This window comes from Kribbella sp. NPDC104218, from assembly GCF_055584105.1.
The window spans coordinates 29,914-46,330 of record NZ_JBVJMQ010000003.1; the positions used below are offsets into that span (position 1 = coordinate 29,914).

The window sequence follows — 16,417 nt, forward strand, 5'->3', positions numbered from 1 at the left end:
CTGCCCTGGACCGTCAAGGCTCCAGGGCAGGTTCGAAGCTCAGCGCCAGAAGGCAGGCTGGGTTTGGACGTTCAGCTCTTTCAGTTTGACCAGGTTGGCGATATCCGTGCGGCGGTCCTTGATCTTGAAGACGTCGAAGGCCTTCACGGCCTCGGTGCCGTAGATGTGGCCGTTGTAGTAGTAGACCGACCAATAGCCGCCGAAGCTCTCCGGCTCGATGGCGGGCCGGTCGAAGAAGCCGATCTCCTTGGGCTGCTTGGAGTTGGTGAAGTCCCAGACGGAGAAGCCGCCCTGGTACCAGGCCTGGACGACGATGTCCTTACCGGGCACCGGGATCAGCGAGCCGTTGTGGGAGACGCAGTTCTCGGTGTCGAGCTGGTGCCGGTTGATCTTGTAGTAACTCTGGAAGACGAGTTTGCGCTTCTTGATGTCGAAGATCGCGGTGGCGCCCTTGTTCGGGCCGACCTCGGCGGTGCACTCCGCGCCGCCGCCACCGCCGAGCTCGTCCTGGAAGATGACCTTGGTGCCGTTGCCGTTGAAGGTCGCGCCGTGCCAGAAGGCGAAGTTCGCCGCGTCCTGGACCCGGTCGATCACCGTCGGGGCCTCGGGCTTGGAGATGTCCAGCAGGACGCCGTCACCCATACACGCCGCGGCGGCGATGTTCTTGGACGGGAAGGCGGTGATGTCGTGGCAACCGCTGGTCGCCGTACCGGTCGGGCTGCCGGGGAAGCCGCCGTCCGGGAAGAGCACCGGCGAGGCGACGACAGCGGCCTTGGCCGGCTCCCGCAGCGGGACCTTGACGATGTCGATCTTGTCGCCCGGGGGCTGGCAGTCCGGGTAGGTGGCGCGCGGGAAGTACGACGAGTTGTAGACGTACACCGACTTGCCGCGCTTGTCCGGCACCAGCGTGTGGGTGTGCGAACCGCAGTGGGTCTCGACGGCGGCGACGTACTTCGGGTTGGCCGGATCCTTCACGTCGAAGATCTTGATGCCCTCCCACGACTCCTTGATCGTCGGTGACTGCGGCACGCTCTGGCAGGAGCTGTCGCTGCGGGACGAGTCGGTCGACAGGAAGAGCAGACCGGCGTACACGCTGACGTCGTTCTGGCTGCCAGGGCAGTGCACCTGGCTGATCAGCTTCGGTTTGGCCGGGTTCGCGATGTCGTAGATCTGGAACCCGTTGTAGTTGCCGACGTACGCCTTCTTGCCGGCGAAGGCGATATCGGTGTTCACACTGCCGGCCAGCGGACCGGTCATCGGCACACTGGCGAGATGGGTGATGTTGTCGCTCTTGGTCGCGCCGGTCTCCGGGGTCGGGTCGGCGGCCGAGGCGCCGACGGTGGCGGTCGCGAGCGAGGCGACGAGAGCGGTTGTCAGGACGAGGCGGACTAGCGTGCGTGGGCGGCGCATGCGCATTTCCTGGGTACCTCCGATGAGATTGGGCTGGGAGCAGCGTATGTCCGCCGGTTAGGGTTTCGGTAGTCAATTGACCACGAGGAGTAGACGGCCGTGAAGGTTTCCCCTAGCATCGCCGCAATTTGCCTGGTCATGGGCCTGGCCGGCTGTTCCGGCAGTGGCAATGCCAATACCGGCAACGTCTCACCCACTGGACCGGCGACCGTGCCACCGTCCGCGCCGATCATCGTGCCGGGCAGTCCCGGCGGCCCGAACCGGACCGTCACGGCGGTGCCCACGAGCCAGGCGACGGTCGATCCCGACGACGTCAAGTTCCTGCAGGACATGATGATCCACCACCAGCAGGCGGTGCAGATGACCGAGCTGGCCAAGACCCGGGCCGCCAACGCCTCGGTGAAGTCGCTGGCCGAGCGGATCCGGGTCGGCCAGAAGCCCGAGATCAACGCCATGCGCGTAATGCTCACCGAGCGCGGCCAGCAGGCGCCCGACCTCGAGAACCTCCAGCACGCCGACCACGGCCGGATGGCCGGCATGGCATCGCCGGCCCAGCTGTCCGAGCTGGAGAAGTCGACCGGATCCGCCTTCGACAAGCTCTTCCTGCAACTGATGATCAAGCACCACGAGGGCGCCGTCGCGATGGGCTACACAGCAGTCGAGAGCGGCAGCGACCTCCGCGTCAACGAGCTCGCCCAAGACGTCAACATCACCCAGACCAAGGAGATCCAGACCATGCGCAAACTCCAGAGCCAGCTCTGACCGGCGATCAACCCCGGATCCGGACGACGGTCTTACCGCTGACCCGCTCGGCGGAGTTGAAGGTGGCGACCGCGTCGTCGAGTGTCGGGGTCGTCCCGATGTTCGGGCGCAGGCTTCCGTCCTGGACCCGTCGCGCGAGCTCGGCCAGCTGAGCGCGGTCTGCCTCGACGACGAAGTCCACCGCCCGACCGTCAGCCGGGCGGGCCACGAGTGAGCCGACGATCGACACCAGCGAACCACCGGTCTTGATCAGCGCCGCGGACCGTTGCTGGACGTCGCCGCCGATGACGTCGAAGACCAGATCGACCGCGCCGACGTCCTCCAGGACGTCCCGCTCGAGATCGACGAACTCGTGGGCACCGAACTCGAGCGCCTTCGCCCGATCCGCGGTCCGTCCGGTACCGATGACGTGAGCGCCGGCCTCGCGGGCCAGCTGTGTCACCATCGTTCCGACCGCGCCGGCCGCGCCATGCGCGAGAACGGACTGGCCCGCCTGCAAGTGGCCGTGCAGGAAGAGCCCTTGCCAGGCAGTCAATCCCGAGATCGGCAGACTCGCGCCGACGACGAAGTCGATGTCGTCTGGCAGCGGTGCAACGTTGCGCGCTTCGATCGCGACGTACTCCGCCAGCGAGCCATCTCTGTGCCAATCGGCGAGCCCGAACACCCGCTGGCCCACCGACACCCCCGTCGTACCGTAGCCGAGTGCGGTCACCACTCCGGCCAGCTCGTGCCCAGGAATCGAGGGTGTGCGGTCGCGCCCGGCGCGGTCCACCCACGTCGAAGGCCACTCCAGCTCGGTCGAAACCCAACCCGATGCGCGCACCTCGACGATGACGTCGTTGATCGCAGGACTGGGCTCCGGTCGTTCGGCCAGCCGCATGCCGGCAGTACCCGCGCGTTCGTTCGCCACCACGATTGCCTTCATCGGGTATCTCCTTGTCGTTCGTCGTCGCGGACTGCGGCCGCGACCAGGGTTCGCAGGGCTGGGACGACGTCCGCCTCGAACCAGGGGTTCTTGGCATGCCACCGGAAGTTGAGCGGTGATGGGTGGACCAGAGGGATCTGAGCCGGGGCGTAGTCGCGGTGGGCGCGGACGGTTTCGGTGAGGTTCTTCTTGGCGGCGGCGCCAAGGTAGTGCTTCTGCGCGTAGCTGCCGATGAGGATCGTCAGGCGGACGTCGGGCATCAGCTGCAAGAGTCTCGGGTGCCAGAGCGCAGCGAAGCCAGGGCGCGGCGGCAGGTCGCCCTGCGCGCCTTTGCCGGGGTAGTAGAAGTCCATCGGCAGCAAGGCGATCGTGTCCGCGTCGTAGAACTGCTCGTCGGTCACAGCCAGCCACTCCCGCAGCCGGATCCCACTAGCATCGTTCCACGGCACCCGACTCTCCTGAGCCTGTCTGCCAGGCGCCTGACCGATGATCACAACCCTCGCCCCCGGCGAAGCGCTATAGATCGGCTCATACCCGCCTTCGGCGGCCCAGCCGTTCGACGGATGGTTCCTGATCTCAGCGCGAAGGCCGTCAAGTCCGGGCACGAGGTTTCTCACTTGGTCGATGGTGACGGGACGCCGCCGCGAAGGTTCGGGTCGTCCGCGTCGACGAGCAGCTCATCGTCTGGGTGGTGAGCGACAGCGATCGTCGGTATGGGTGGTGGGGGAGTGGCGTTGGCTACGGAGAGTAGGTCGGCTAAGGGGACTGTCCAGCCGGTGTCGAATGCCTGCGTGGGGAGCGTGGTGTGCCAGGTGAGGGCTGAACCGGCGCGGTCGTGGAAGTGCAGAGTCAGGTGCCAGTGGCCTTTGGCAAGCTGTTTGGTGCGTAGCCGTACTTGCAGGGTGCTGGGGAGTGAGTTGAGCATCAGGGCGGGTGTTCGCAGGGGGAGGACGAGGTGGTCGTCTGCTGACTGCACGGCCGCCAGGTCGCCTGGCTGTGTGGTGCTCCAGGCGGCGACTACGACGGTGAGGTCGTGGCCGCCGAACAGGCCCGCTGTGATGCTGACGTCGAATGGGAGTGGCTGAGCGGCGAGTTTCAGCTCGCCGCCGGCGAGGTGGAAGCCCGTCCCATCGGGCCGAGGGAGATGGTCGGTCATCGCTTAGGGGCGGACCTGGATGGTTGTTTTGCCTTGACGGCGGTTGGTTGGGTTGAAGGCGGAGACGGCGTTGTCGAGGGGGGCGATGGTGCCGATCAGGGTGCGGAGGCGGCCGTCGCGGATCCGTTGGGCGAGCTCGGTTAGTTGGGTGCGGTCGGCCTCGACTACGAAGTCGATCGCTAGGGCGTTGGCTGGTTGGGCCTCAGGCGGGCCGGCGATGGTGACTAGGGTTCCGCCGGCGCGCACCAGGTCCGCGGAGCGTTTCTGGGTTTCACCGCCGAAGATGTCGAACACCAGATCCACTTCGCCGACGTCGGCCAGGACGTCGTTCTGTAGGTCGACGAACTCGTGGGCGCCAAGGTCGAGCGCGGTGTCCCGGTCGGCGGCTCGGCCGGTGCCGACGACGTACGCGCCGGCTGCTCGCGCGAGTTGGGTGACCATCGATCCGACGCCGCCGGCGGCGCCGTGCACCAGTACGGTCTGCCCGACCTCGAGGCGGCCGTGCACGAACAATCCCTGCCAGGCAGTGAGTCCTGAGATCGGCAGGCTGGCGCCTACGGTGAAGTCGACGTCGCCGGGCAATGGGGCAAGGTTGCGCGCTTCGACGACGGCGTACTCCGCGAGGGTGCCGTCGCGGGTCCAGTCGGCCAGGCCGAAGACTCGCTGCCCTACGGTCAGGCCGCGCGTGCCGTAGCCGAGCGCGGCGACCACTCCGGCCAGTTCGTGCCCAGGGATGGACGGCGTCCGGTCGCGACCGAGACGGTCGGTCCAAGTCGTGTCCCAGTCCAGCTCGCCTGGGGTGAACCCGGACGCATGCACCTCAACCAGTACGTCGTTCCCCGCCGGCTCGGGCTGCGGTCGTTCGGCCAGCGACATCCCGGCCGTGCCCGCAGCCTGATCCGACACCACAATCGCCTTCATCCCCGCACCTTCCCGACGCGCTGATAGCAGAATGCGTCGACGCTAACCCGGTGCCGACCGGAAACCTGGGTCCAGTTGGGCGCCCAGGACGGGAACCACTCTCGACTGCTCAGCCGAGGGCGCGGACCAGCGCGTCCAGAGCGCCCGACCAGGCGCTGGTGGACGGCGTGGCGAATCCGATCACCACGCCGTCGCGGTCCGAGGTGCCGTCGGGGTGGCGGAAGAAGTCGAGCGGTTCGATCGTGAGCTGTTCCGCGGCGGCTCGGCGTACGAGTTCGGCCGCGGTCCGGTGCGGGTGTTCGACGACGACGTGCAGCCCGGCCGCCATCCCGGTGACCCGCACGGACGGCGCATGCCGGCCAAGCGCGTCGACCAGCTGCTGACGCCGACGACGGTACTGCGTTCGCATCGCGCGAATGTGCCGGTCGTACGCCCCTGACTCCACGAAGTCGGTCATCGCGAGCTGGTTGACGAATCCGACCGTCTCCTCGGCCCACCCCTTCTCGGCGATGGTCGCCTCGACCAGGTGATCGGGGACGACGAGCCAGCCGAGGCGCAGTCCCGGCGCGAGCGACTTGCTCGCGGTGCCCAGGTAGATCACGCGATCGTCGTCCAGCCCCTGCAACGCGCCGACGGGCGATCGGTCGTACCGGAACTCGCCGTCGTAGTCGTCCTCGATGATCAGCGCGCCGCGCCGTCGCGCCCAGTCCACGACCGCTGCCCGCCGGTCGGACTGCAGCGCGACGCCCAAGGGGAAGTGATGGGACGGCGTCAGCAGGACTGCTCCCGGAGCGGGATCGGCGTCCAGCCTGGAGAGGACGGCGCCCTCGGCGTCCACTGGGAGAGGGACGGCGGCAAGTCCCGCCTTCAGCAACGTCTCGCGCTGAGTCTGCAGACCGAACTCTTCGACCGCGACCGTCGTGACGCCTGCCTTGACCAGCACCGCGGCGACCAGCCGCAAACCCTCCGCCGCCCCGCTGCACACCACGACGTTGCCGGCCCGCGCGCGCAGTCCGCGGGCCCGGGCCAGATACCGGGCGATGACGTCGCGCAGCTCGCCGTGGCCGTGCGGGTCGGCGTACCCAAAAGCTTCGAACGGCGCTGAGCTGACCGTCCGCTTCACCGACCGGACCCACTCCTCGCGCGGAAACGACGAGAGATCGGGCCATCCGGGCCGCAGATTGTGCGTCAGCTGCTGGGGCACGGCCACCCGTCGCGACGGAACCCGCTCGGTCAGCTGCTCGGCCGACCGCCGCGCGACCTCCGTACACGACCCGTGCCGGGCCAGCAGCCATCCTTCGTTGATCAGCTCCGAGTACGCCCGGACGACGGTGTTCCGGCCTAAGCCGAGATCGTCGGCCAGCACCCGGCTCGACGGCAACCGCGTGCCCGGCGCCAGTCGCCCCGTGCGAATCGCCTCCCGAAAGGCGTCCATGAGCCCCGCGCGCATGTTGCGCCCGATCTGGCCGACATGCAGGTCCAGACCGGATGCCCTCGGTCCGCCGGACGAATCTTCCCTCATGCCGGACGACGATACGAACCATCCGCCATCGGATCGAGCAGCCGTGCCGCCACGCTGTTCCCGGTCGCGGAGTGGTTCCCGTTCCGGAGCCGGAGGTGGACCCAGCTCCAAGCGTGAAACCGGCCTAGCCTCGGAGTCGTGTCGAGGACTGAGCAGAGACAGTGGATGCGAACCGGCCAACGGGTTGAGGAGGCGCTTCGCGCGCAACAGGAGCGGATGTGGTCGATCGCGACCGTATTAGTGCGGTTCGCGCTGGCCGCCGGCTTCCTCTCATCCGTCGCCGACCGATTCGGCTGGTGGGGCCCGCCAGGAACCGGAGCCGTTGGCTGGGGCAACTTTGCGGCATACACCGCCTACACGCACACCCTCTCGCCATACGTACCCGACCAACTTCAGGACGCCGCCGCCTGGGGCTCGACCGCCGCCGAGGTGTTGCTGGGGCTGACGTTGCTCCTCGGCATTCTCGTCCGATGGTCCGCCGTCGGCTCGGCGGCACTACTGATGGTCTTCGGACTGTCGATGGGTGCCTTCCTGGGCTGGGAAGCACCATTCAGCTACTCGGTCTTCGCCGCCGCCGGCGCCGCCCTGCTACTCGCGCTGTCGCCAACGAATACGTTTGCCCTCAGCATCGATCAGTTGCTCTCCAGGGCTGACGACCCCCGATGAGGGCGCGCGCTACCTCGGCGAACCATTCGGTCAGCACGCTGGAGTTGTTCTTTGATCTGGTCTTCGTGTTTGCGTTGACTCAGGTCACCGCGGCGATGGCGCACGATCTGAGCGTGCATGGCGTGCTTCGGGGGCTGTTGCTGATTGGGTTGTTGTGGTGGAGCTGGATCGGCTTTTCCTGGATTTGCAATGTGGTGCGGGCTGACGCGGGTTCGGTTCGGGGTGTGTTGCTGGGTGCGATGGGGGCGATGTTTTTGATCGCGCTGGCCATTCCGGAGGCGTTCTACGACCTGCCTGGCGGTTTGCCTGGGCCGGTGGTGATCGCGGTCGCCTACTTCGCGTTCCGGTCGATCAACCTGTTGCTGTTCTGGCTGATCGCTGATGGCGACGAGGTACTGCGCCGGACGTTGACGCGCTTCGCGCCGTCGATGCTGGCCGGTACGGCGTTGCTGCTCGTCGCCTCCCAGTTCCACGGCACCGCCCAGACTCTGCTCTGGGCCGCGGCGTTGGCTGCCGACTACGGGGGTACCTACCTCGTCGATGCCCGGGGCTGGCGGCTGAACTCGGCGTCCCATTTCGCTGAGCGGCACGGCCTGATGGTGATCATCGCGCTGGGGGAGTCGATCGTGGCCATCGGTGTCGGTGTCACCGACCTGCCGATCTCGTGGCCGATCCTCGTCGCCTCCGTTCTCGGGCTGGGCGTCGCCTCGGCGCTGTGGTGGATCTACTTCGCCGCGACCGTGCACGACGGCGAACAAGCTCTGGCTACCGAGCCCGCCGAGACCCGGCCCAAGCTGGCGCGCGACGCCTACACCTTCCTCCACTTCCCGATCGTGGCCGGCATCGTCCTCCTGGCCCTCGGCCTGAAGAAGGTCCTCGAGTACGTCGGCGACACCGAACACCACCACCTCGACGACCCCTTGAAGGGCACCGGCCTGTCCGCTCTCTTCCTCGGCCTGATCCTCTACCTCCTCGGCCACGCCGGCTTCACCTGGCGCACCACCCACACGATCGGCGTGAGTCAACTGATCACGGCCGTCCTGTGCCTGCTCGCGATCCCAGCAGTCGCCAAGGTCCCAGCCCTCGGCCAACTCGCGGTACTGACCATCCTGGTAGCAGGTCTGGTGATCTACACAACGGTGCGGCGCGGGTCCGGAGTCGGTACCGTGGTTGCGGATCATTGAGTAAAACAAGGGGGGTTCGATGAAGAGAGCACGTTTGCTGGCCGCGGCGCTCGCGGTCGTCGCGACTGCGTTGGTGGCGCCGACCGTGACGACGTCCGCGAGTGCGGCGCCGCAGCGACTGGGGACGGCGGGGTACTGCCCGAACGCGAATGGCGTGACGGTGGTGGTCGACTACCAGGGGCTGGGGTTCGCGACGGAGATTCGTTGTGCGCCTGGGGATCAGGCGACCGGGTTGGCCGCGCTGGAGAACGCTGGTTTCGTGGTGACCGGTACGGATCGGTGGGGTAAGGCGTTCATCTGCCGGATCAACGGGCAGCCGACGCCGGCCGCTGAGCCGTGTAAGAACACGCCGCCGGCCAGTGCGTACTGGTCGTACTGGCACGCGCCGAACGGCGGATCCTGGACTTACAGCCAGTCCGGCGCCACCGCGCGGAAGCCTCCGTTGGGGAGCTTCGAGGGGTGGTCGTTCTCGCAGAACGCGGGGCCGACGACCAACCCGCCGCCGCGGGTCGCGCCCGTCCGGCCTTAGTCTCGGCGGTGAGCCGGCTCCCGTGCGGGAGCCGGCTTGCCGAAGGTCCCCTTGATACCGAACGACGCGCGGTGCGCTGTCCGCCGCAGTACGGCGAGCACGGCCGGGCCGAGGAGCAGGATCGCGACCGTGTTGGTGATCGCGCGACCGGTGTCCCAGCCGCCGGTCGAGGTGAGCAGGGTGAAGATCGCGAACCGGTGCAGGTTGTCGAGGACCGGAGCGCCAGGAACGTAACTGATCCCGCCGTCGTGGTACGGCACCTCGGCGTTGGTGATGAACGGCCAGAACCACAGGTTCATCAAGAAGCCGAAGGCGTACGCGACGAAGATGCCGTAGGCAACCAGCATCGCGATCTCGCCCTTGCCGCGGATCCGGCGCGGCAGCAGGCCCGCACCCAGCCCGATCCACGCCGAGCAGATCATCTGGAACGGTAGCCACGGCCCGACCCCGGCGGTCAGCAGAGCCGATGCGAACAGCGACGTACACCCCAGCAGGAACCCGAACCCCGGCCCGAACACCCGACCGGCCAGCACCAGCAGGAAGAACACCGACTCGATCCCGGCCGTTCCCGCACCGAGCGTCGGTCTGAGCGCCGCGTTCACCGCCGACAGGACGCCGAGGATCGCGAGTGTCTTCGAGTCCATCCCGCCCTCGGACAGCTCCGCGATCACCACCATCACCAGTACCGGCAGAATCACGATGAAGATGAACGGCGCGTCGGTCCCGTGCTGGGACGGCGAAGGCTCGACCTGCACGAGCAACGGCCAGATGAACATCATCAACCCGGCCACCGTCGCGAGCGTGAGCACGATCGCCGACCGGGCTCCCACCCGAACGGCCCCCGGATCAACGACAGTCCGCCGCTCTGCTGTCTTGCCGCTCATCGGATCGCCCCGGCCGGGTTCAAGGCCTCGCGGACGGCGTCGACGGTCAGCCAGGGTGAAGGAGCAAGAATCTTGGCCACCTGCGGAGCGAACGCCGGCGAGGCGCTGACCACCTCGGTAGTGGTGCCGTCGGCAACTATCTCGCCTTCGGCCATGACGACGACGCGGTCGGCGGTAGCGGCGACGAACTCGACGTCATGTGTGGCGACGACGATGGTGCGACCCTCCGCGGCCAGGGTCCGGACGATCGCGCGGAGACGGGATTTGGCCGCGTAGTCGAGACCGCGAGTCGGTTCGTCGAGCAGCACGATGCGGGGTGCGGCCGTGAGCTGGACGGCGAGGGCGAGCGAGAGCCGCTGCCCTTCGGAGAGATCACGGGGATGCCGGTCATCGGGCAGGCCGGGGACGATGCGATCGAGCAGGTCGCGGCAGGTTCCGGGAGCAGCGCCCGACTCGCGATCGGCGCCGGCGCATTCGTCGGCGACCGACTCGCGATAGAGCAGGTCACTCGGCGTCTGCGGCACCAACCCGACCAGCTTGCGGGACTCGCTCCGCGACAACCGTTTCGGATCGTTGCCATCGACATCCACCGTTCCGCCTTGCCGCGGTCCGGCGCCGTGCAGGCCCCACAACAACGAGGACTTCCCCGAGCCGTTGCGCCCCATCATCGCGGTGACCTCGCCGCGACGCAGCTCGAGATCGACGCCGCGAACCGCCACCACCTCGCCGTACCGGACGACGACCTTGCGCGCGCTCAGCAACCGATCGCCGGCAGCCACCGCCTCGGACGACGGCGTACGCCCGTCGAGCTGTTCCCGGAGCGGCCCCGCGACCCGTCGGGCGTCGCGCACGGACAGCGGCAGCGGCGACCAACCGGCGAGCCGACCGAGTTCCACGATCGGCGGCGCGATGGACGACGTCCGCAGGATCTCGGCCGGGTCACCCGCCTGGGCCGTTCCGTCGCCGGGCAGGTGAATCAGGCGGTCGGCGTACTGGACGACGCGCTCCATCCGATGCTCGGCCATCAGGACGGTCACGCCGAGGTCGTGGACGAGCCGGGTGATCGCGGCGAGTACGTCCTCGGCCGCGGTCGGGTCGAGCGCGGACGTCGGTTCGTCGAGCACCAGCACCCGCGGATGGCTCGTCAGCACCGAGCCGATCGCGACGCGCTGCTGCTGCCCGCCGGACAACGTCCGCAGCGGACGACGGCGCAGCTCGGCGATCCCCAGCAGATCAAGGGTCTCCTCGACGCGTTTGCGCATCGTCGCCGGCGGGACGGCGAGCTGTTCCATGCCGTAGGCAAGCTCTTCCTCGACGGTGTCGGTGACGAACCCGGCCAGCGGGTCCTGCCCGACCACGCCGACCAGATGAGCGAACTCACGCGGCGGCCGGCTGCTGGTGGCGATCCCGTCGACCGTGACCTCGCCGTCCAGATGCCCACCGGTGAAGTGCGGGACGAGGCCGTTGACGGCGCCGAGCATCGTCGACTTCCCGGTGCCGGTGCGGCCGGTGAGCAGACACAGCTCACCTTCGCTGATGGTCAGGTCCACCCGGTCGAGGACGGGCGCGTCCCCACCGGGATACGTGATGCTGACGTTGTCGAACCGGATCACCGGCCGGCCTCCTCGAGGTCGTTCGCGGCCGGAGGGACCAGCCAGGCAGGTAGCAGGGCGATCAGGACGCCGATCGCGGGGAGCAGGCCGACTTCGGGCCAGGTCAGCGGCCGCAGCGAAGGGTTGAGGTTCGCGGGGTCGACCGAACTGCTGCGGAACAGGGCGATCGCGGCCGCGATCCCGCAGCCGGCGGCTACGAGCTCGGCGAGTCGCCAGTGGTCGGGGCGATACATGGTCCGGTGCACGCGGCGTCCGGCGGAGTACATTCCCACCCCGGCGATCGCGACGCCGATGGCGAGCATCGGGCCGGCCAGGTAGCGCGGCGTCGTCCCGTCGAGGACGCCGTACACGCCGACGCAGATGCCGATCAGGCCGGTCACGAGCAGGGCGCCGGTGAGCGCACGCGCGCCGCCGGTCAGCGCGCCGGAGCGGCCGTAGCCGCGGCTGTCCATCGCCGCGGCGAGGCGGAGCGAGCGGTCGAGCGCGTCCTCGAGGACGGGGATCGCGACCGCGCGGAAGGCCCGGATCCCGCGCTCGGTGCTGCCGCGGAGCCGGCGCGCGCGCCCGACCCGGACGACGCTCTCGGCGAGCTGCGGGAAGACCGAGACCGCGACGACGACCGCCGAGCCGGCCTCGTAGAGCGCGGACGGGACCGACTTGAGCAGCCGCTTCGGGTTCGCGAGCGCGTTGGCCGCGCCGACGCAGATCAGCATCGTCGCGAGGCGGAGCCCGTCGTACGCGCCGCCGAGCAGCGACTCCACGGTCACCTGGCCGAACAGCCGGATGCCGGCCGCCCAAGCGGGTAACGGGATCTCGGGCAGCGTGAACAGGATCTGCTCACCTTCGCCACCGCCGAAGATGATCCGGTAGACGACGCGCATCACGACGATGAACGCGCCGAGCGACAGGTACAGCCGGAACGCGACCGCCCAGGGCGCATCCGATCGCCGGTTGATCACCACGAAGATCACCACCGACAAGATCAGCGCCAGCAGCATCGGGTTCGTCGTCCGGCTCGCGGCCGTCGCCAGCCCGAGCGCCCACAACCACCACGCCGCCGGATGCAGGTTCCGCGGCAACCAGTACGCCGTCACGAGCGCCGCGCCCGCCGATACTGCGCCGTAATCACCGCACCACCCAGGAGCATCAGCACCGCGAACCCAGTCAGCACAGTCGAAACCGGCACCCCCTTCGGTACCTGGTTGCTGTCAGCACTCACCTCACCGCCGGACCAGGCGATATCGCCGTTTCCCCCGCCCGGCGTGGTTCCGCAGGAACCGCCGGAGGCCGGCATGCTGGTGGCCCCGGGGTTCGTGGGGCAGGTGTCGCCAGGGCGCGGCGCGCCGGTACCGGGGAGCAGACCGTCGCGGGGGAGACCGGGTGGGAGGCTGGCCGACTGGCCGGGAAGCGGGTTGCTTTGGCCGGGTTGCTGGTTCTCGGGCGGCAGGCCTGGCTGTCCGGGACTCGTGTTCTGGATGGGACCGCCGCTGGATTGGCCGCCGGGCTGGGTCGGTTGACCGCTCGGACCACCGGTGCTGGGCCGGTTGCCGCCGATGGTGGTGATGGTGTCGCCGGGGAGTGGTCCCTGGTCGCCGGGGTCGTTCGGGTTGCCGGGCTGTTGCTGCTCGTTGGGATTGTTGCCGCTCGGCCGCTGGGTGGGGATCGTGTTGGTCGGTTGCGGCGCGCTGTTCGGGCGGCGCGGGTTGATGCGCGGCTTGGGGTTGGTCTCGGCGGTCGCGTTCAGCGAGAACGACCAGCCTTCGAACCCGCCGCGGATGGCGTTCCGGTTCTTCACACCCCACTGCGAGTACTGCCACTGCCCGCCGTTGGCCGCCCACCAGTACGACCAGTACCCGGCCGCCGGCGGCGTGTCGATACACGGCTCCTTGTACTTCTCCCGCCCCTTGATCGGGATCACCTCGTTCGGCCCCGGCCGGTTCTCGAGCCGGCAGATGAACGCCTCACCCCACCGCCGCGTCCCCTGCAACTCGATCCCCGCGTCCACCAGCGCCGAGTGTCCCGTGAACCCCGGCCCGACCGGCCCCGGCGCACACCTGACGATCGCGTTGCCGCCCAACCCGCCGAAGTCGATGACTACCGTCACCCCCTCCTCGGACGGGCAGAACCCCGGCGTCCCCCGCGAAGGATCCACCGCACTCGCCGTCAGCGGCGCCCCCACCAGCCCCACCCCGAGCACAACCGCCGCAACGCGGACGAGCCGGTTCATCGGGCGACGCCTCGGGGCCGGGTGATGAGCCAGCCGGCCAGGGCGCCGAGGGCGACCAGGGCAAGGGCGAGGATGGCGAAGAGGGCCCAGGGGATGTCGTCGCCGGTGGTGATGGCCGCCTGTGGCTTGACGTCGGTATCGAACGGCGCGGTCGTGGCGCGAGCCAGCACCGTGGTGTCGGCGGTGACCAGCGAGCCTCCGAACATGGCCGGGATCGCCGCGATACTTGCCGGGACGTCGCTCGCTCCGGCGACCGGGCTGATCGGCAGCCCGCCGTCCGGCGTGATCGAGCCGAGCAACCGGGTCGAGGCGGACGACGTGTCGAGGCCCGCGGACTGCAGCGCGACGACGGCGGCAGCCGTGGCCGGGACATCCGGCTGGCCGTTCTGCTGCCAGCCGCCCTTCCACACCCCATCGCCGTCCTGACGGTCGGTCAGCGCCTTGAGCGCGGCGCGGAGGCTGCCCACCGGCGCCAGGGCCTCGGTAGACCCGGGCCGCACCGCGTTGAGCGCCTGGACGGCGATCGCGGTGCTCGCGATGTCGCCGGTCTGACACTTCTGCTCGGCCGGCCCGAACTGCGCCGGGAACGACCCATCGCCGCACTGCTGCCGCAGCAGCGCCTCCATCGCCCGCTTGGCTTCGTCTTGTTTGCCGGCGGCAAGGAGCGCGAGGACGCCGTACGCCTGGCTGGTGAGATTCGACTGGTCACCGGATTTGGTCAGATCGGTGATCCGCCCGTCACCCTGGATCCGGGCGGCCAGCTGATTGGCCAACTCGTTGCCGGCAGCATCTTTCGTGCCGAGAGCGAGTAGCAGGACGAGTTTCGCGAGCGGCCCGGCGTACCGGGCGTCGGGCTGGTCGTACGGGACGCCGTACGCGTAGGCCGCGATCGCGTCCGGCTGCGCCATCAGCGCCGAAATCGCGCCGACGGTGCCGGTCAGCTTCTCGGACTGCCGCAGCGCGAGGCCGAGGCTCACTGTCGCGTCGTAGTCGACGTACCGAGAGCCGTTGCGGTCGACCTCGATGTGGTTCCCGCCGATCAGCTTGCTCTGCAGGTAGCTGACCGTGGCATCAGCCGACTTGGCCTGACCGATGGACGGCGGTGGCGGCGTCGCGCTCACGGTGGTCGGCGGCGGCGTGACCGAGACGGTCGTCGTGGACGACGGGCCAGGGATGTTGTTGGTGACGGTGGTCGTGGCGCGGGGGAGCGGCGGCGCGGTGACCTGCGTGACGACGATCCGCCGCTGCGTCACGGTCTGCCGGGGCAGCGGCGGCGGGCGCAGCGTGTTGGTCTTGGTGACGGTCGGGCCGGGCTTGGTGACCGTCGGGCCCGGTTTGGTGATCGTGGGGCCGGGTTTCGTGACGGTCGGGCCCGGGGTCGTCACGGTCGCCGTCGCGGTGATCGTGACGGTCGGCGTCGGGGTGGGGGACGGCGGGTTCGGGTCCGTCCAGGCGAGGTCGGCGAACGGGACCGGGGCGAACGCGAAGATCGCCTGCGGAGTGGCGCGCCGCCATTGGTCGATCCCGATGTCGATGCCGTCGCGCAACGCCTGGCCGAGCGACTCGGAGTTGTACGCGATCGCGCCGACGTGCGGGGCGGCAGGCGTGTTGCCCGCGTTCTCCGTGGTCAGCTGATGGCGGATCATCCAGCCCTCGGCCTTGCGGTACGCCTCGTACTCGCTGCCGGCGGCGAGGGTCTGCGCGATCAGGCCGGTGCTGTTGGAGTTCGACCCTTCGGTGGAGACGCCGCCGCCGAACGAGCCGTCCTCCTTCTGCACCGACTTGAGCCACTCGAGCCCCTTGCGGATCTCGTCGTCGACGCCGCCCATGCCGAAGTTCTGCGCGGTCATCAGCGCCTGCACGGCCATCGCCGTCCCGTCGCCGTCCGGCGCGCCGCCGCCCTCGTCACACGACTTCAGGTCGTTGTAGAACATCCGGAAGAAGCCCGCCGAGCACTGCTGGCGGATCAGGTAGTCGACCGCGTTCTGCGGGACGCCGCCCGCGCGCGCCAGGCCCATCACCGCGAGCGACTGGCTGAAGATGTTCGAGTCGTCGTTGCCGGTCTCCTTGTCGCGGATCCGGCCCTCCTCGACACCGGCGTCCGCTCCCGCGATCAGGTCGAGCGTCTCGCGGCGCATGTTGCGGCCGCCGAAGTTGCGGTAGTCCTTCCCCGCGGTCACCGCCGCCAGCAACACCTTCGCCGTCGCACCGGCGATCCGGGCATCCTCGTTCGGGTACCAGCTCGGGCCTGCGTAGTCCGGCACATGTGCAGCCACCGCCCCCACCACCTGAGCAATGACCTTCGGATCCGCCTCCGCCGCGATCAACGCCCACTGCGTGTCGATCGTCAGCCCCCAGTCCGGCCCCGAGAACCCGGGGATGGCCCCATCGACCAGCTGCCCACCCAACCAAGCCGCAGCCGAGGCTGCCTGCGTGGACGCCGCTGCCTCGGAGCGTTCGGAGGCGTTGGCGGTGGTTGCCAGTGTCGGAGTCAGCAGGAGCGCGGCTGCGACGAGGGCACCGACGCGTTGAACGAAGTACCGGGCTGGGCGGGTGCGCATGGGACCTGGATTCGGGCGGGTGGTCGCGCGCGTCGCCCAGGGGCCGGCAGGCCGGTT

At 69.0% G+C, this 16,417-nt stretch carries 15 protein-coding genes; 4 read left to right on the forward strand and 11 right to left on the reverse strand.

All coding sequences use genetic code 11. The features are described 5' to 3' along the window. Positions 1-39: 39 nt before the first annotated feature. The gene (locus ACZ6ZD_RS25200; RefSeq protein WP_465676166.1) at positions 40-1,410 is read right to left on the reverse strand and encodes an LVIVD repeat-containing protein; all 1,371 of its coding nucleotides are present in this window, start codon (positions 1,408-1,410) and stop codon (positions 40-42) included. A gap of 99 nt (positions 1,411-1,509) precedes the next feature. On the opposite strand from ACZ6ZD_RS25200, the gene ACZ6ZD_RS25205 reads away from it, so the two are divergent. Then, positions 1,510-2,172, forward strand: coding sequence for a DUF305 domain-containing protein (locus ACZ6ZD_RS25205; RefSeq protein WP_465676168.1), 663 nt, complete (start codon positions 1,510-1,512; stop codon positions 2,170-2,172). A gap of 7 nt (positions 2,173-2,179) precedes the next feature. Here ACZ6ZD_RS25205 and ACZ6ZD_RS25210 read toward each other — a convergent pair whose 3' ends face one another. From ACZ6ZD_RS25210 to pdxR, 5 genes are all read right to left on the reverse strand, one after another. Next, complete coding sequence (locus ACZ6ZD_RS25210; protein ID WP_465676170.1) at positions 2,180-3,097, reverse strand: NADP-dependent oxidoreductase; 918 nt, start codon at positions 3,095-3,097, stop codon at positions 2,180-2,182. Beyond that, the gene (locus tag ACZ6ZD_RS25215; RefSeq protein WP_465676172.1) at positions 3,094-3,714 is read right to left on the reverse strand and encodes a uracil-DNA glycosylase family protein; all 621 of its coding nucleotides are present in this window, start codon (positions 3,712-3,714) and stop codon (positions 3,094-3,096) included. The genes ACZ6ZD_RS25210 and ACZ6ZD_RS25215 overlap by 4 nt, the downstream gene beginning before the upstream one ends. Beyond that, on the reverse strand, positions 3,711-4,253 hold the full coding sequence (locus tag ACZ6ZD_RS25220) for a hypothetical protein (RefSeq protein WP_465676174.1): 543 nt from the start codon (positions 4,251-4,253) through the stop codon (positions 3,711-3,713). The genes ACZ6ZD_RS25215 and ACZ6ZD_RS25220 overlap by 4 nt, the downstream gene beginning before the upstream one ends. A gap of 3 nt (positions 4,254-4,256) precedes the next feature. After that, complete coding sequence (locus ACZ6ZD_RS25225) at positions 4,257-5,174, reverse strand: NADP-dependent oxidoreductase (protein ID WP_465676176.1); 918 nt, start codon at positions 5,172-5,174, stop codon at positions 4,257-4,259. A gap of 109 nt (positions 5,175-5,283) precedes the next feature. After that, positions 5,284-6,696 carry a MocR-like pyridoxine biosynthesis transcription factor PdxR gene (pdxR, locus tag ACZ6ZD_RS25230; protein WP_465676178.1) on the reverse strand — a complete coding sequence of 471 codons (1,413 nt, stop codon included), beginning with the start codon at positions 6,694-6,696 and terminating at the stop codon, positions 5,284-5,286. Positions 6,697-6,834: 138 nt separating this feature from the next. Between pdxR and ACZ6ZD_RS25235 the strand changes: the two genes are divergently transcribed. From ACZ6ZD_RS25235 to ACZ6ZD_RS25245, 3 genes are read left to right on the forward strand one after another with little or no spacing between them, the layout of a single operon-like run. After that, complete coding sequence (locus ACZ6ZD_RS25235) at positions 6,835-7,362, forward strand: hypothetical protein (protein WP_465676180.1); 528 nt, start codon at positions 6,835-6,837, stop codon at positions 7,360-7,362. Next, positions 7,359-8,546 (forward strand): low temperature requirement protein A, encoded by a 1,188-nt coding sequence (locus ACZ6ZD_RS25240; protein ID WP_465676182.1) that lies wholly within the window; start codon positions 7,359-7,361, stop codon positions 8,544-8,546. Before ACZ6ZD_RS25235 ends, ACZ6ZD_RS25240 begins: the two co-directional genes overlap by 4 nt. Before the next feature lie 19 nt (positions 8,547-8,565). Then, the gene (locus ACZ6ZD_RS25245; RefSeq protein ID WP_465676184.1) at positions 8,566-9,075 is read left to right on the forward strand and encodes a hypothetical protein; all 510 of its coding nucleotides are present in this window, start codon (positions 8,566-8,568) and stop codon (positions 9,073-9,075) included. Here ACZ6ZD_RS25245 and ACZ6ZD_RS25250 read toward each other — a convergent pair. Genes ACZ6ZD_RS25250 through ACZ6ZD_RS25270 form a run of 5 tightly spaced genes read right to left on the reverse strand, consistent with a single transcriptional unit; the run spans position 9,072 to position 16,360 of the window. Beyond that, complete coding sequence (locus ACZ6ZD_RS25250; protein WP_465676186.1) at positions 9,072-9,959, reverse strand: ECF transporter S component; 888 nt, start codon at positions 9,957-9,959, stop codon at positions 9,072-9,074. The genes ACZ6ZD_RS25245 and ACZ6ZD_RS25250 overlap by 4 nt on opposite strands. Further along, a complete protein-coding gene (locus ACZ6ZD_RS25255; protein ID WP_465676188.1) occupies positions 9,956-11,572 on the reverse strand; it encodes an ABC transporter ATP-binding protein in 1,617 nt (538 codons plus the stop codon). The genes ACZ6ZD_RS25250 and ACZ6ZD_RS25255 overlap by 4 nt, the downstream gene beginning before the upstream one ends. Next, positions 11,569-12,666, reverse strand: coding sequence for a CbiQ family ECF transporter T component (locus ACZ6ZD_RS25260; RefSeq protein ID WP_465676190.1), 1,098 nt, complete (start codon positions 12,664-12,666; stop codon positions 11,569-11,571). Before ACZ6ZD_RS25260 ends, ACZ6ZD_RS25255 begins: the two co-directional genes overlap by 4 nt. Next, positions 12,663-13,799: a hypothetical protein gene (locus ACZ6ZD_RS25265; protein ID WP_465676192.1), complete on the reverse strand. Its 1,137-nt coding sequence runs from the start codon at positions 13,797-13,799 to the stop codon at positions 12,663-12,665. Before ACZ6ZD_RS25265 ends, ACZ6ZD_RS25260 begins: the two co-directional genes overlap by 4 nt. Beyond that, positions 13,796-16,360: a prenyltransferase/squalene oxidase repeat-containing protein gene (locus ACZ6ZD_RS25270; protein ID WP_465676194.1), complete on the reverse strand. Its 2,565-nt coding sequence runs from the start codon at positions 16,358-16,360 to the stop codon at positions 13,796-13,798. Before ACZ6ZD_RS25270 ends, ACZ6ZD_RS25265 begins: the two co-directional genes overlap by 4 nt. Positions 16,361-16,417 lie beyond the last annotated feature (57 nt).